Annotated in this window: 10 protein-coding genes; 3 read left to right on the top strand and 7 right to left on the bottom strand. The window is 73.2% G+C overall.

Translation table 11 applies throughout. The features are described 5' to 3' along the window. Positions 1-228 precede the first annotated feature (228 nt). Positions 229-3,069, bottom strand: a complete 2,841-nt coding sequence (gene leuS, locus ABZV00_RS12680) for a leucine--tRNA ligase (RefSeq protein WP_355605025.1) — start codon at positions 3,067-3,069, stop codon at positions 229-231. Positions 3,070-3,460: 391 nt separating this feature from the next. Here leuS and ABZV00_RS12675 point away from each other — a divergent pair, with 391 nt between their 5' ends. From ABZV00_RS12675 to ABZV00_RS12665, 3 genes are read left to right on the top strand one after another with little or no spacing between them, the layout of a single operon-like run. Then, positions 3,461-4,513, top strand: a complete 1,053-nt coding sequence (locus tag ABZV00_RS12675) for a MoxR family ATPase (RefSeq protein ID WP_328418890.1) — start codon at positions 3,461-3,463, stop codon at positions 4,511-4,513. Position 4,514: 1 nt separating this feature from the next. Further along, positions 4,515-5,813, top strand: a complete 1,299-nt coding sequence (locus ABZV00_RS12670) for a DUF58 domain-containing protein (RefSeq protein WP_328418891.1) — start codon at positions 4,515-4,517, stop codon at positions 5,811-5,813. Between the two features lie 16 nt (positions 5,814-5,829). Further along, positions 5,830-8,298: a DUF3488 and transglutaminase-like domain-containing protein gene (locus tag ABZV00_RS12665; protein ID WP_355605021.1), complete on the top strand. Its 2,469-nt coding sequence runs from the start codon at positions 5,830-5,832 to the stop codon at positions 8,296-8,298. A gap of 327 nt (positions 8,299-8,625) precedes the next feature. On the opposite strand, the gene ABZV00_RS12660 is transcribed toward ABZV00_RS12665, so the two are convergent. From ABZV00_RS12660 to ABZV00_RS12635, 6 genes are all read right to left on the bottom strand, one after another. Then, positions 8,626-9,027, bottom strand: a complete 402-nt coding sequence (locus ABZV00_RS12660) for a DUF3040 domain-containing protein (protein WP_124817678.1) — start codon at positions 9,025-9,027, stop codon at positions 8,626-8,628. A 116-nt stretch (positions 9,028-9,143) separates the two neighbouring features. Continuing rightward, a complete protein-coding gene (locus tag ABZV00_RS12655; protein WP_355605017.1) occupies positions 9,144-10,403 on the bottom strand; it encodes a DNA polymerase IV in 1,260 nt (419 codons plus the stop codon). Positions 10,404-10,461: 58 nt separating this feature from the next. After that, the gene (locus ABZV00_RS12650) at positions 10,462-11,634 is read right to left on the bottom strand and encodes a nucleotide pyrophosphatase/phosphodiesterase family protein (RefSeq protein WP_355605014.1); all 1,173 of its coding nucleotides are present in this window, start codon (positions 11,632-11,634) and stop codon (positions 10,462-10,464) included. Beyond that, positions 11,631-12,407 (bottom strand): methyltransferase domain-containing protein, encoded by a 777-nt coding sequence (locus tag ABZV00_RS12645; protein WP_355605012.1) that lies wholly within the window; start codon positions 12,405-12,407, stop codon positions 11,631-11,633. The genes ABZV00_RS12650 and ABZV00_RS12645 overlap by 4 nt, the downstream gene beginning before the upstream one ends. Before the next feature lie 63 nt (positions 12,408-12,470). Then, complete coding sequence (locus ABZV00_RS12640) at positions 12,471-12,644, bottom strand: hypothetical protein (protein ID WP_328426867.1); 174 nt, start codon at positions 12,642-12,644, stop codon at positions 12,471-12,473. A 96-nt stretch (positions 12,645-12,740) separates the two neighbouring features. Further along, complete coding sequence (locus tag ABZV00_RS12635; protein WP_355605010.1) at positions 12,741-16,109, bottom strand: error-prone DNA polymerase; 3,369 nt, start codon at positions 16,107-16,109, stop codon at positions 12,741-12,743. Position 16,110 lies beyond the last annotated feature (1 nt).

Raw genomic sequence — 16,110 nt, 5'->3', positions numbered from 1 at the left:
GGTCGCCGCTAGGAGCCGGCGTGTCGCGCCGGGCGGCGGGTGCGCCGGTGAGCGTGATGACTCAGGGGCATATTTATACCTCTGAGTCATCACGCTCGTCGTGGCGTCCATCCCCCCGGGCGTCACGCTCTGTATACCCGGGGCCGGGACGCCAGACCGCGAAGGCTCGGGATGCCCGGACCGCGACGCCAGCCCCGCCGAGTGCCCGGACCACCTACGCCGCGAGGGTCAGGCGACGACGGAGACCATCCGGCCCGGGACGACGATGACCTTGCGGGGTTCCTTGCCGGCCAGGGTGGCGGCCACCGCGTCCAGGGCGGCGGCACGGACCGACTCCTCGGACGCGTCGGTGGGAACCTCGATGCGGCCACGGACCTTGCCGTTGACCTGCACCGGATAGGTCACCGTGTCCGCCACCAGCAGTGCCGGGTCAGCCGTCGGGAAGTCCGCGTACGTCAGCGAGGTCTCGTGGCCCAGCCGGCGCCACAGTTCCTCGGCCACGTGCGGGGCGAACGGCGCCACCATGAGCACCAGCGGCTCGGCCACCTCGCGCGGCGTCGCCGACAGCTGGGTCAGCCCGTTGGTCAGCTCGATCAGCTTCGCGATCGCCGTGTTGAACCGGATGCCGTCCATGTCGCCACGGACCCCGTCGATCACCTTGTGCAGCAGCCGGCGGGTCGCCTCGTCGGCCGGGGCCTCACTGACCCGCAGCGCACCGGTCTCCTCGTCGACCACGGCCCGCCAGACCCGCTGCAGGAACCGGTACGACCCGACGACCGCCCGGGTCTCCCAGGGACGGGACACCTCCAGCGGGCCCATCGACATCTCGTACACCCGGAAGGTGTCCGCGCCGTACGCGGCGCACATGTCGTCGGGGGTCACCACGTTCTTCAGCGACTTGCCCATCTTGCCGTACTCGCGGCGCACCTCGTCGTCGCCCAGGTACCAGCCGCCTTCGCGCTCGATGACGTCCTCGGCCTGCACGTAACTGCCGCGCGAGTCGGTGTACGCGTACGCCTGGATCATGCCCTGGTTGAACAGCTTGCGGAACGGCTCGAACGACGACACGTGCCCCAGGTCGAACAGCACCTTGTGCCAGAACCGCGCGTACAGCAGGTGCAGCACGGCGTGCTCGGCGCCGCCGACGTACAGGTCGGTACCCCCGCAGTCGCCCTCGCCGCGCGGGCCCATCCAGTACCGCTCGTTCTCCGCGTCGACGAACCGCTCGCTGTTGGTCGGGTCCAGGTAACGCAGCTCGTACCAGCAGGAGCCGGCCCACTGCGGCATCACGTTGGTCTCCCGGGTGTACCGCTTCGGCCCGTCACCCAGGTCCAGCTCCACCTCGACCCAGTCGCGGCGACGCGACAGCGGGGTCTCCGGGTTCGAGTCGCCGTCGTTCGGGTCGAACGTCTTCGGTGAGAAGTCGTCCACCTCCGGCAGCTCGACCGGCAGCATCTCCTCGGGCAGGGCGATCGCCGCGCCGGTCTCGTCGTAGACGATCGGGAACGGCTCGCCCCAGTAGCGCTGCCGGGAGAACAGCCAGTCGCGCAGCCGGTAGGTCACCGCGCCGGCGCCGTACCCGTTCGCCTCCAGCCAGCCGATGATCGCCGCCTTGGCGTCGGCGACCCCCAGGCCGTCCAGGTCCAGGCCGCGCTCGGGCGCGGCGCTGTTGATCGCCGGACCGTCCCCGGTGTACGCCTTGCCGTCGAAGCCCTCCGCGGGCTGCACGGTGCGCACGATGGGCAGCTCGAAGACCTCGGCGAACGCCCAGTCCCGCTCGTCCTGTGCCGGCACCGCCATGATCGCGCCGGTGCCGTAGCCGGCCAGCACGTAGTCGGCGATGAAGATCGGGATCTGCCCGCCGGTGACCGGGTTGGTGGCGTACGCGCCGATGAAGACGCCGGTCTTCTCCTTGCTGTCGGCCTGCCGCTCGATGTCGGTCTTGGCCGCCGCCGCCTTGCGGTACGCCTCGACGGCCGCCCGGGGGCTGGCGTGCCCGCCGGTCCAGGCGTCCCTCGTCCCCTCCGGCCAGGCGGCCGGCACCAGCGTGTCGACCAGCTCGTGCTCGGGCGCCAGCACCATGTACGTGGCCCCGAAGATGGTGTCCGGCCGGGTCGTGAACACCCGGATCGGCTCCAGCTCGGTGGGGAAGTCGATGTGCGCACCGGTGGACCGGCCGATCCAGTTGCGCTGCATCATCTTGATCGGCTCGGGCCAGTCCAGGCTGTCCAGGTCCTCGATCAGCCGGTCACCGTACGCGGTGATCCGCATCATCCACTGCTTCAGGTTGCGCTTGAAGACCGGGAAGTTGCCCCGGTCGGAGCGGCCGTCGGCGGTGACCTCCTCGTTGGCCAGCACGGTGCCCAGCCCTGGGCACCAGTTCACCGGGGCCTGCGAGACGTACGCCAGGCGGTGGTCGTCGACGACCTGGCGGCGCTCGGCGACGCTCAGCTCGGCCCAGGCCCGGCCGTCCGGGGTCGCCCGGTTACCACCCTCGAACTCGGCGATCAGCTCGGCGATCGGCCGGGCCCGCCCGGCGTCCCGGTCATACCAGGAGTTGAAGATCTGCAGGAAGATCCACTGGGTCCAGCGGTAGAAGTCGGTGTCGATGGTCGCCACCGAGCGGCGCTCGTCGTGCGCCAGCCCCAGCCGGCGCAGCTGCGCCTTGTACCGCTCGATGTTCGCCACTGTGGTGGTCCGTGGGTGGGTGCCGGTCTGCACCGCGTACTGCTCGGCGGGCAGGCCGAACGCGTCGAAGCCCATGGCGTGCAGCACGTTGCGCCCCGCCATCCGCTGGTAGCGGGCGAAGCAGTCGGTGCCGATGTAGCCCAGGGGGTGGCCGACGTGCAGGCCGGCGCCGGACGGGTAGGGGAACATGTCCAGCACGTACAGCTTTTCCGCACCGGCCCGGGGGTGGTCCGGGTCGGCCAGCGGGCCGGTCGGGTTCGGGGCGTGGAAGGTGCCCTCGCGCGCCCAGGTGTCCTGCCAACGATTTTCGATCTCGTCGGCCAGGGCCGCGGTGTACCGGAACGGGGGAATGTCGCCCGCCGGTGCGGCTGCCTCACTCATCGTCTCTCCTCGCTTCGCTTCGCTTCGTCTCGGCACCGCCGGGCCGGACCGGCGACGGGCACAAAAATGCCCCTCACGCAGGAGGGGCCGCCGTGCTGTCGCGCGTTCAGCGCATCAGCACGGCCCGATAAGAAGCAGGAAGACTCCGGCCATGTCCGGCAGTGTACCTCGCCGCCGGTTCGGGCCGGGGTCGGCGGGGCCAGTCCCCCAACCCGGCGAATATCGGTGCGTAACCGACGGACTGCCTGCGGGGGTCGGCGATAACGACAAACATGGTTAGCCTGAGAGGCCAGTGAGAATTCTGCGGCAAACGAGGCTCGACGTCGCGAACCCAACGGCGGGTCCAGGTGCTCTATACAGAGCTGCCGTGACGGCGACGAGGAGGAGGCCCGTGACACAACAGACCTGGGACGAGGTCGGCGGACTGTTGCCGCACGACGAGTTCCGCGCCGCCAGCGAGGCCATCGTGGCCAACATCGAGCAGGTCATCGAGGGTAAGACCGCCACCGTGCGGCTGGCCCTTGCCGTCCTGCTCGCCGAGGGTCACCTCCTCATCGAAGACGTCCCCGGCGTCGGCAAGACCAAGCTGGCCAAGGCCTTGGCGCGGTCCATCGACTGCACGGTGCGGCGGATCCAGTTCACCCCCGACCTGCTGCCCAGCGACGTCACCGGGGTCAGCGTCTACAACCAGGAGACGCACGACTTCGAGTTCCGTCCCGGCGCCGTCTTCGCCAACCTGGTCGTCGGCGACGAAATCAACCGCGCCTCGCCGAAGACCCAGTCGGCGCTGCTGGAGTGCATGGAGGAGCGGCAGGTCACGGTCGACGGCGTGACGTACCAGCTGCAGACCCCGTTCATGGTCATCGCCACCCAGAACCCGATCGAGATGGAGGGGACCTACCCGCTGCCCGAGGCGCAACGCGACCGGTTCACCGCCCGGATCGCGATGGGCTACCCGGACGCTGGCGCCGAGCTGGCCATGCTGGACGGGCACGGCGGCACCGACCCGCTGAACGAGCTGCGCCCGGTCTCCGACGCGGACATCGTCCGGCAGCTCATCGCCACCGTCCGGCAGGTGCACGTCGCCGACGCGGTCAAGCAGTACGCCATCGACCTGGTCACCGCGACCCGCGAGGCCCCCGACCTGCGTCTGGGCGCCTCTCCCCGGGCAACCCTGCAGCTGCTGCGCACCGCCCGGGCGGTCGCCGCTTTGGAGGGGCGCGACTACGTCCTCCCCGACGACCTGCAGGCCCTCGCGGTGCCGGTAATGGCGCACCGGATCATCCCGACCGCCGACGCGCAGCTCGCCCGACGCACCACCGACGCGATCGTCTCCGAGCTGGTGCACCGACTGCCGTTGCCGCACGACCGGCAGCGCTCCCCGTACGACACCCGGCCCGCCACCGGCAACGGTCGCGCGCCCTACGAGCCGCGGAGGCCGTGACGTGCGTGCCGGGCTGCGCGGGCTGACCACCCGCGGGCGCTCGTTCCTCGCCGCCGCGGTCGCGGCGGCGATCTCGGCCGGCATCCTCGGCGAGAAGGACCTGCTCCGGGTCGCCGTGCTGCTGGCCGTCCTGCCGCTGCTGGCCGCCGCCTACGTCGGGCGCAGCCGCTACAAGCTGGCCTGCAACCGTTCACTGGACCCGCACCGGGTCCCGGTCGGCGCCAACTCCCGGGTGGTGCTGCGGCTGCAGAACCTCTCCCGGCTGCCGACCGGCACCCTGCTACTGGAGGACCGGCTGCCCTACGCCCTGGGCAGCCGGCCCCGGGTGGTGCTGGAGCGGCTCGGCGCGCAGCAGGCCAGCTCTGTGGCGTACACCGTCCGGGCCGACGTGCGGGGCCGCTACGACGTGGGCCCGCTGGTGGTGCGGATGAGCGACCCGTTCGGGCTCTGCGAGCTCAGCCGGGCGTTCCCCAGCACCGACCACCTGACGGTCATCCCGCAGGTCACCCCACTGCCGTCGGTCCGGCTCCCCGGGGAGTACGCGGGCAGCGGCGACAGCCGGGCCCGGTCGGTGGCGGTGCACGGTGAGGACGACGCGGCGACCCGGGAGTACCGGCGCGGCGACGACCTGCGCCGGGTGCACTGGAAGTCCACGGCGCGCACCGGCGAGCTGATGGTGCGCCGCGAGGAACAGCCGTGGGAGAGCCGGGCCACGGTCGTGCTGGACACCCGCGCGTACGGTCACCGCGGCGACGGGCCGACGGCGAGTTTCGAGTGGGCGGTCTCCGCCGCCGCGAGCATCGCGGTGCACCTGCGTCAGGCCGGCTACAAGCTGCGCCTGGTCACCGGTTCGGGGGCGGACGTGGACGCCTCGGAAGCCGGCGGCGACGGGACGCTGCTCGACCACCTCGCCGAGGTCCGGCTGGACCAGCGGGCCGAGGTGACCGGCCTGGTGCAGCGCGTCCGGCAACGCGCTGACGGCGGTCTGATCATCGGGTTGTTCGGCGCGGTGAGTGTGGCCGAGGCCGAGCTGCTGGCCGGGCTGCGGGGCAATGGCGCCACCTGCGTCGGCTTCCTGCTGGACAGCTCCACCTGGCTGAGCCTGCCGGAGAAGGCCCGGGCCGAGGCGGAGCACGCGCACGGCGCCGCAGCGCTCACGATGTTGCAGAGCGGTTGGCGGGTGGTCGGTGTCGACCACGGCAGCCGACTGCCGGCACTCTGGCCGCAGGCGGGCCGGGGTTCCCAGGGCTTCGCCCTGCGCGCCGCGCTGGCCGAGACGGTGGCCGGCGGCGTGCGATGAACGGAAGGTTCCCCTCATGATCGCCAGTCGGAACATCGGCGCGGTGGCGGCCGCGGCCACGCTGCTCGCCGCCGCCCCGCTGTCGGCCATCTTCGAGACCTGGACGTGGCTGATCCAGTCCGCGATCGCGGTCGCCGTGGTGGCCGGGGTGGCCGCGCTGACCCGACTCGTCCGGGCACCCCTGTGGGGTCAGGTGCTCGGCATGCTGGCCGCCCTGGTGCTCGCCCTGACCTGGCTGTTCCCCAGCGGCGCGGAGTTTCTCACCTTCCTGCCCACGCCGACCACGTTCGGGCACTTCGCCGACCTGTTCACCGGCTCGATGCAGGACATGCGCTCGTACGGCATCGAGGTGCCGGACACTGACCCGCTGCTGTTCATCACCGTGCTCGGCGTCGGCGGGGTGGCCGTGCTGGTGGACGTGCTGGCGGTGGCATTGCGCCGGCCCGCGCTGGCCGGGCTGCCGATGCTCGCCATCTACTCGGTGCCGGTCGCCGTCGACGTGGACAGCGTTCCCGCGGTGCCGTTCGTGGTGGGCGCCGCCGGGTACCTCTGGCTGCTGGTCACCGACAACGTCGACCGGGTACGCCGGTTCGGACGCCGGTTCACCGGCGACGGCCGCGACGTCGACGTGTGGGAGGCCTCGCCCCTGGCCGCCGCCGGCCGCCGGCTCGCGGTGGTCGGGGTTGCCCTGGCCGTGGTGCTGCCGCTGGCCGTGCCGGGCATGACCGGCGGGCTGCTCGACACGCTTGGCGGCGGGGCGGGCAACGGCAACGGCCGGGCGGGGGCGGGCTCGTCCGGCCGCATCGACCTGTTCGCGTCGCTCGCCGGCCAGCTCAACCAGTCCGAGGTGAGCGACCTGGTCAAGGTGACCACGTCTGAGCCGACCCCGTTCTACCTCCGCTACGCGGTCGCCGACGAGCTGCGTCCGAGCGGCTTCCAGGCGCGCAGCCCGAGTGGTCGGCCGGCCAACCGGGATCTCCCGGATCCCGGCGAGCGGGCCGGCCGAGGGGTGCAGCAGACCCCGTACCGGGCCACCGTCGAGGTCACCAAGAGCCTGAGCATGTCCCTGCTGCCCGTGTACGCGGAGCCGGTGCGCACCGAGGACCTCAACGGCAACTGGCTCTATGACCCCAACCAGCAGGTCGTCTTCTCCAACCGGGAAAACTCCCGGAGCAAGAAGTACTCCTTCGACTACATCCGCTCGACGTACACCCCGGCGGCGCTGCGCGCCGCGCAGTCGCTGCCGGCCGACCACCCGGTCCGCCGGCAGTTGACCGCCACCCCGGGGCCGGTGCCCGAGGTGGAGGAGTTGGTCAAGGGGCTGATCCAGGGGCAGCGCACCGATTACGATCGCGTGCTGTCCATCTACCAGCACTTCTCGGCGGACAATGGGTTCAGCTACCGGCTCAGCACCGAGAGCGGCAGCAGTGGCCAGGACATCGTCAACTTCCTGACCAACAAGGTCGGCTACTGCCAGCAGTACGCCGCAGCGATGGCCTGGCTGGTCCGCGCGGCCGGCATCCCGGCCCGGGTGGCGTTCGGGTTCACCAACGGCAGCAAGCGGGACGGCGACACCTACACGTTGACCAACCTCAACCTGCACGCCTGGACCGAGGTCTACTTCAACGGGGTCGGCTGGGTGCCGTTCGACGCCACCCCGACGTACGGGGTGCCGGGCTCCACCCGGTCGGCGTGGGCGCCGGACACTGACGCGCCGGAGCCGTCCAGCCCGGGCACCGGCACCACGGACACCCCGGTGGGCCCCGACGCGTCGGCCGGACCGGCCGGACCGGACAACGCCGACCGGGACACCGACAGCGGGCTCTCCCTCAGCGGTCAGACGCCGGCCGAGCAGGCACCGGTGTGGCCATGGTGGACGGCAGGTCTGCTGGCCCTGATGGCACTGCTGGCGGTGCCGGCGCTGCGTCGGCTGGCGCTGCGCCGACGGCGGGGTGGCCGGGCGGAGGGCGCCGCGGTGGCCGCCACCGCGGACGATGCCGCTCCTGGCGACGGGGCACCTGTGATGGTGGTCGGGGTGGACGCCAACGCGGCCCGCGCGGACGCGCATGCCGCCTGGGCGGAGTTGCTCGACACGCTGGTGGACTTCAAGGTCCGGGTCGACCGGACCGAGACGCCCCGGGCGACCGCGGACCGGCTGGTCCGGGACACCTTCACCGATGACACCGCGGCGGTCGGCGCGGCGCGGCTGCTCGGCCGGGCGGAGGAGCGGGCGCGTTACGCCCGGGACCCGCTGACCGGTGAGCGGCTGCTGCCGGCGCTGCGCGCGGTCCGGCGCGCGCTGGCCGCACGGGCGGACCGGCGGACCCGGCTGCTGGCCGCCGTGCTGCCGCCGTCGGTGCTGCTGCGCTGGCGGCTCGGCCTGGCGGACTCCTCCGGCCGGTTGGTGGCACTGACCGGGCGGGCCCGGTACCGGCTGCTGCGCTGGAATCCGCGTCGGCTGCTGGCCGACCGGGCGGCCCGCTGAGGGACGTCCCCGTCCGGCTCGGGGCGGCGGTCCATTGGCCGTCGCCCCGCCCGGCTGTGGCGCATCCCGTCGGTGCTCCCCTGCTCAACCACCTGCAGTCGCTGCGGTGCCCCGGGCCGCCGTTGATCCCTTGATGGTGAGCAGTCACGAGAAGCCGGACGGGACTGCCCAGCATCAAGTGATGCTGGGCAGCGGCACGAGGGCGCGGGTACGAGGGCGCGGTGCAACGCGCGGGTACGAGGGCGCGCGGATACGACAGTGGTCGCCGGGCTGTTCCCGGCGACCCGCTCGTCGCGGTGTACGGCCCGCCTCAGCGGCGGGACGGGCTCAGCGGTGCCCCTCCGGGCGCTGCCGCCACCTGTCCTCCATGCGATCCAGGATCGACGACCGGCGGCCGGATCGGCCGCCGCCACGGGGACGACGACGACTGGTCGTGCCGCCCACCACGTGCAGGTCGGGTGACTGCGCACGCCGGTGCGACTGCACCGCGAACGCGGCCGAGGCCAGCATGACGACAAAGCCCGCCACCGCCAGCGGTGGAGTCTTGATCACCGCGCCATAGACCAGTAGAGCCAAGCCAGCGATGATCACGCCGGCAGCGACGAGCAGGCGACGCCGCGCGTGGAAGCGCGGATCGCTGGCGCGCACGGCCGAGGCGAATTTGGGGTCCTCGGCAAGCGACCGCTCGATCTGCTCGAACAGCCGCTGCTCGTGCTCCGAGAGCGGCACGGCACTCCTCCCCGGTCACGTTGGTCAGGCCCACTCGGGCCGACAGACCGTGGCAGCCAACCGGCTGCTTACCCGCAAGTCTACGAGGGGGGTCGCGCGTCGGAAAGCGGGACGACCTATGGGTGGGGTGGATTTTCGTTTCGGCGGGGATCACGGTCGCCTAACAGACTGGCTGGACCTATGACGGATCGCCCGAATCGGGCAGCGGCAGCGTCCACGGCAGCTTCCGCCTCCCGCCAACCACGCTCGGGCGCGCCGAGGGTGAGTTGCCGGGGCGCACCCTCCGCCGGGGCGAGCCCCTCCACCCGGACACCGACGAGCCGGATCCGCTCGCCCGGGTCCAGAGCGGTGTAGAGCGCCCAGACCGTGTCGAACATCTCGCGTGCCGTGTCGGTGGGCACGCCGAGAGTGCGGGAGCGGTTGACGGTGCGGAAGTCGGCCAAGCGCACCTTGAGCGACACGGTGCGCCCCACCTGCCCGGAGCCGCGCAACCGGACGCCGACCTTCGCGCTGAGCGCGAGCAGGGCGCGGCGGATCTCCAGCGGGTCGGCCACGTCGACGTCGAAGGTCACCTCGGCGCCGATCGACTTGTCGACGTGCTCGGGGCTGACCCGGCGCGGGTCTCGCCCCCAGGCCAACTCGTGCAGGTGCGCCGCCGACGCGGCGCCGACCGCCCGGCGGAGCATGCCCAACGGGGCCTCGGCGAGGTCGCCGACGGTGGCCAGGCCGAGCCGACGCAGCGCCTCGGCGGCCCGCTCCCCCACCCCCCAGAGCGCGTCCACCGGCAGTGGGTGCAGGAAGTCGAGCACCTGCCCGGGGGGCACGACCAACAGGCCGTCGGGCTTGGCCCGGGTGGAACCCAGCTTGGCCACGAACTTGCTCGGCGCAACCCCGACTGAGCAGGTCAGCGCCTGTTCCTCGGCGACCCGGCGGCGGATCAGCCCGGCGATGGTGGCCGGGGCCCCGAACAGCCGGCGGGCACCGGTCACGTCGAGGAACGCCTCGTCGAGGGAGAGCGGCTCGACCAGCGGGGTGACGTCCCGGAAGATCTGCATCACCGCGCGGGAGGCGGTCGTGTAGGCGGTGAAATCCGGTGGCAGGTAGACGGCGTGCGGGCAGCGGGCACGGGCCTGGCTGGTCGGCATCGCGCTGCGTACGCCGTAGCGGCGGGCCTCATAGCTTGCGGAACTCACCACGCCGCGCGGCCCGATACCGCCGACGACCACCGGCCGGCCGCGCAGCTCGGGCCGGCGACGCACCTCGACGGCGGCGAAGAAGGCGTCCATGTCGACGTGCAGGATCGGGCTGTCGGAGTCGTCGGCGTCCGGCCCGAAGCGCGGATCGACGCCCCGGGGCAACGACTGACTGCGGCCCATCCCGGCAGGTTAACCCGGGGGTACGACACCACCAGCGACCGCCGGGCCGGACCACCGTTCAGCCGCGGACGACCAGCAGCGGCACCGTCAGCTCGGCGGCCGTGTCCGACCCGTGGTACGCCACCAGCCGGGACGCCATCGGCCGCTCGGTGCGGGTGGCCAGCACCGCGTACGTGTCGTTGCAGGTCACCACCACGTCGCCGATGCGCCCCAGGTGCTCCTCGGGCACCGGCCCGAACCAGCCGGTGGCCACCACCTCGTCGCGGGTACGCACCCGCGCCGCGTCGCCGAGCACCGCCGACCAGGCGGCCACCACGTCGTCGGCCGCGCCGGGCGCGACGTGCAGGTAGCGCACCCGTGCCTCACCGGCCACCAGCCGCACACCGCCGCGCAGCCGCGGATCGGTGTCCAGGTCGAAGCGGTGCGTGGCGGGCACGTTGAGCTGCCCGTGGTCGGCCGTCACCAGCAGCGCGGCGTCCGGCGGCAGCCCGTCGACCAGGCGGGCGAGCAGCGCGTCCACCTCGTTGGCGGCGATCCGCCAGGGTGCCGAGTCGACCCCGCTGAGGTGGCCGTGCCGGTCCAGGTCGGCGTGGTAGCCGGAGACCAGGGTGGGTCCGTGGCCGGCGGACAGCGCGGCCAGCATGGTGGCGGACACCGCGTCCGCGCCGATGGCGCCCCGGAAGTCGCCGCCCCGGTTGGCGGCCAGGGTCAACCCGCTGCCACCGAACTCCGGCCGGCTCACCACGCTCACCGCCACTCCGGCGGCGCGGGCCCGCTCCAGCTGGGTGGGCACCGGCTGCCAGCGCAGCGGCGACGGGTCGGCGGCCCAGTCGGTGTGGGTGAGCACCCGGTCGGTGCCGGGCATCCGCACGGTGAAGCCGAGCACCCCGTGCGCGCCCGGCGCGACGCCGGTGCCCAGCGACACCAGGCTGGTCGGGGTGGTGGACGGGAAGCCCGCGATAAGCGGCCGGGCCACCGTCGCGGCGAGCCCCGCGAGGGTCGGCGCGTACGGCGCGGCGGTCGGCAGCTGGTACCAGCCGAGGCCGTCGACCAGCAGCACGGCGATCCGGCGTACGCCGGCCAGCGCGGGGACGAGCCCGAGCGGGTCGGCCGACCCGGGGACGCCCAGCACGGCGAGCGCGCTGGGCAGCACATCGGTGAGGCGGCCGCCGCCGTGTTCCGGCCCGAGGACCGCCAGCGGCGCCGGCGCACCACCCGGCGGGGCGGTCATGCCGGCCGGCGGGCGAACAGGTGCAGTTGGGCGGCCAGATCCCGGTACGGGGGCTGGGCGGCCAGCGTCCGTTCCAGCTCGACCAGGGCGGCCGACTGCCCGTCGGCGACCGCGGCCGGCAGCAGGTCGGCCAGTACGCGTACCCCGTGGATCTCCTCGACCACCAGCCCGGCGGCGGTGAGCAGCGCGGCGGCGCCGTCGGCGTCGTAGCGGCGGCGCAGGGTGTCCCGCGGCCCGGCGGTGCCGGCGGGGTCGGCGGCCAGCGCGGCCGCGACCTCCAGGTGGCCGTTCATCGCCCGGCCCAGCACGGCGGCGGCCCGGCCGGCCACCAGCACGCTGGCCGCGCCGCCGGGGCGCAGTGCGGTGGCCAGCGCGGTCACCACCGGCGTCGGGTCGTCGACCACCTCCAGCACGGCGTGGCAGAGCACCAGGTCGACGCCGGCCGGCTCGACCAGCCCGGTCAGGGCGTCGCCGTCGCCCTGCACGGCGACGATCCGGTCGGCCACCCCGGCCTCGGCGGCCCGGCGGGCGAGCGCGGCCAGCGCGTCGGGGCTGGCGTCGACCACGGTGACGCGGTGCCCGGCCCGGGCCAGCGGGACGGCGAAGCCGCCGGTGCCGCCGCCCACGTCCAGCACGGTGAGCTCGGTGTCGCCGCGCCGGTCCAGTTCGGCGCGGAGCACCGACCAGATCACGGCGGTACGGGGGGTCAGCGGCGGCCCGGCGAACCGGCCTCGGGTCTGCTCCACCCGGTCGAGCCTAGTCACCCGGTCCATCAGCAGGGCGATCGTGGGGCAGGCGCACCGACCCGCCCGGTCGGGACGCGGTGACGCGGCCGGTCAGGACTCGACGCCCTCGACCTCGTCCTCCGCGCGGGACCGCCGCTCGTTGGCGACCGGACCGTTGGTCACCTCGTACTCGCGAGGGTCGGCGAGGTGCGACGGCATCCAACCGGCGCCGAGCCGGGTCCGTCGGGAGTTGGCGATTCCACCGGTGTACGTGTGATTCCCCATCACTGTTCTTTCCCCTCATGGATCACGGGCCGCTCTGCCCGCTCAGCACGAGTCTCCCGCTCGGCGGCACCGGAAACCGTAATGTGGATCACTCGATCAGCGGAAGTCACGGGACGCGGGACTGACCGGTGGCTCGATGGCGTCCAGCCGGTCGGCGACCAGGTTGGTCACCCCCTCATGCCGCTCCAGCCGCCCCCGGACCACCAGCGCGGCGCTGGTCCGGGCCACCCGCCGGTAGCGCTGCCACAGCCCCGGCGAGCAGGTGACATTGAGCATGCCGGTCTCGTCCTCCAGGTTGAGGAAGGTGACCCCGCCCGCAGTCGCCGGGCGCTGTCGGTGGGTGACGATGCCGCCGACCCGGATCCGCTGCCCGGGCTCCACCCGACCGAGCCGGGCGATCGGCACCGCGCCGAGCACGTCGAGCTGACCCCGGATGAACCGGGCCGGATGGCTCTCCGGTGACAGCCCGGTGGCCCACACGTCGGCGACCAGCCGGTCCACCGCCTCCATCCCGGGCAGCGTCGGCGCCGCCGCGCCGGTCACCGTGCCGGGCAGCCGGCCCGGCCGGTCCTGGGCCGCCGCGCCGGCGGCCCAGAGCGCCTGCCGTCGGGTCAGCCCGAAACAGGCGAAGGCGTCCGCGGTGGCCAGCGCCTCCAGTTGCGCGGCGGTGAGACCAACCCGCCGGGCCAGGTCCGACATGTCACGGTACGGCCCGTGCGCGCTCCGGTCGGCCTCGATCCGCTCGGCCACCTCAGCGCCGAGGGTACGCACGCTGGACAGCCCGAGCCGGACCGCCGGACCGTCCAGCCCCCAGGCGTGCGGCGGCTCCCCCGGCCCGCTGCCCCACCGGGTGTCGGGGGTGGACTCCAGCACCGCCTTGGCCCCGCTGGCGTTGATGTCCGGCCGGCGTACCTCCACCCCGTGCCGGCGGGCGTCGTCGACCAGGGTCTGCGGTGAGTAGAAGCCCATCGGCTGGGCGTTGAGCAGCGCGGCGAGGAACGGGGCCGGGTGGTAGCGCTTGAGCCAGGAGCTGGCGTAGACCAGGTAGGCGAAGCTCATCGCGTGGCTCTCCGGGAAGCCGTAGCTGGCGAACGCGGTGAGCTTGCGGTAGACGTCGTCGGCCAGCTCACCGGTGATGCCCCGCTCGGCCATCCCGGCGTAGAGCCGGTCGGCGATGCGGGTCATCCGCTCGACCGAGCGTTTGGCGCCCATGGCCCGGCGCAGTTGGTCGGCCTCGGCCGCGTCGAAGCCGGCCAGGTCGATGGCGAGCTGCATCAACTGCTCCTGGAACAGCGGCACGCCGAGGGTCTTCTCCAGCGCGTTGCGCATCAACGGGTGCGCGAACGTCACCGGCTCCAGGCCGTTCTTGCGCCGGATGAACGGGTGCACCGAGCCGCCCTGGATCGGGCCGGGCCGGATCAGCGCCACCTCGACCACCAGGTCGTAGAACTCGCGGGGCTTGAGCCGGGGCAGGGTGGCCATCTGGGCGCGACTCTCCACCTGGAACACCCCGACCGAGTCGGCCCGGCAGAGCATGTCGTAGACCTCCGGGTCGTCCAGCGTCATGTCGCCGAGGTCGAGTCGGGACCCGATCATGTCGTAGCCGTAGTGCAGCGCGGAGAGCATGCCGAGGCCGAGCAGGTCGAACTTGACCAGGCCGACCGCAGCGCAGTCGTCCTTGTCCCACTGGAGCACGCTGCGCCCGGGCATCCGCCCCCACTCCACCGGGCAGACCTCGATCACCGGCCGGTCGCAGATCACCATGCCGCCGGAGTGGATGCCCAGGTGCCGGGGGAACGTCTGCAGCTCGTTGGCGTACTCCACGACCTGCTCCGGGATGTCCTCGACGTCGACCGTGGCGACCGAGCCCCACCGGTCGATCTGTTTGCTCCAGGCGTCCTGCTGGCCGGGAGAGAAGCCGAACGCCTTGGCCACGTCCCGCACCGCCGACCGGGGCCGGTAGGAGATGACGTTGGCGACCTGGGCGGCGTGCTCCCGGCCGTAGCGGGTGTAGACGTGCTGGATCACCTCCTCCCGGCGGTCGGACTCGATGTCCACGTCGATGTCCGGGGGGCCGTCCCGCTCCGGGGCGAGGAAACGCTCGAAGAGCAGCCGGTGCCGGACGGCGTCCACGTTGGTGATCCGCAGCGCGTAGCAGACCGCCGAGTTGGCTGCCGAGCCCCGGCCCTGGCAGTAGATGTCCTGCTCACGGCAGAACGTCACGATGTCGTAGACCACCAGGAAGTAGCCCGGGAAACCCAGCTCCTCGATCATGTTCAGCTCGTGGTCGAGCTGCGCGTACGCCGTCGGGTGCGCCTGCGGGGGGCCGTAGCGCTCCCGAGCCCCGTCGGCGGTCAGCTTCCGCAGCCAGCTCATCTCGGTGTGCCCTGGCGGCACCGGGTACGCCGGCAGCTGCGGCGCGACCAGTTGGAGGTCGAAGGCCAGCTCGGCGCCGAACTCGGCGGCCCGGGACACCGCACCCGGGTACGCGGCGAACCGGGCCGCCATCTCCGCGCCGCTGCGCAGGTGGGCGGTGGCCGCCGCGGGCAGCCAGCCGTCGATCTCGTCCAGGCTGCGTCGGGCCCGGACGGCGGCGACGGTGGTGGCCAGCCGACGCCGGCCGGGGCTGGCGTAGTGCACGTTGTTGCTGGCCACCGTCGGCAGCCCGGCCGCGGCGGCCAACTCGGCGAGCGCATCGTTGCGGTCGGCGTCGACGGGGTGGCCGTGGTCGGTCAGCTCCACCGCCACCGTCTCCGCGCCGAAGAGCGCGGTCAGCCGGTCCAGCTCGCGGGCCGCCGCGTCCACCCCCTCGGTGAGCAGCGCCGCCGGCACGTGCCCCTTGCGGCAGCCGGTCAGCACCAGCACGTGGTCGCGCAGCTCGGCGGCGACCTCCTCCAGCTCCCCGTAGACCGGGCGGCCCTTCTCCCCGCCGCGTAGCTGGGCGCGGGCGATGGTGGTGGCCAGCCGGGCGTACCCCTCGTGGCCGTGCGCGAGCACCAGCAGGTGCGCGCCGTGCGGGTCGGGCTCGCCGTTCTGCGGGCCGGGCAGCCCGAGGGACAGCTCCGCACCGAAGATGGTCGGCAGGTCCAGCGCGCGGGCCGCCTCGGCGAAGCGGACCACCCCGTAGAAGCCGTCGTGGTCGGTGACGGCGAGCGCGGTGAGCCCCAGCCGGGCCGCCTCCTCGGCCAACTCCTCGGGGTGGCTGGCGCCGTCGAGGAAGCTGAAGTTGGTGTGCGCGTGCAGCTCCGCGTAGGGCACGGCGTCGTCGGGGCGGGGCAGCTCGGGCGCCTCGTAGTGCTGGCGCTTGCGGCTCCAGGCCGGGGAGTCACCACCGTCGGCGTCCACGGCGAGCGGGTCCACCACGTGCAGGTGCCGCTCGCCCCTGCTCCCCCGGTTGCCGTCGGGCCGCCCGGAGAGCACCCCCTCCAGCTCCGACCAGGGCATCTTCGGGTTGTGGAAGCTCATC

The sequence above is a fragment of the Micromonospora sp. NPDC005173 genome (assembly GCF_040608515.1).
GTDB lineage: Bacteria > Actinomycetota > Actinomycetes > Mycobacteriales > Micromonosporaceae > Micromonospora.
This window is presented reverse-complemented; position numbering and strand designations above follow the sequence as displayed.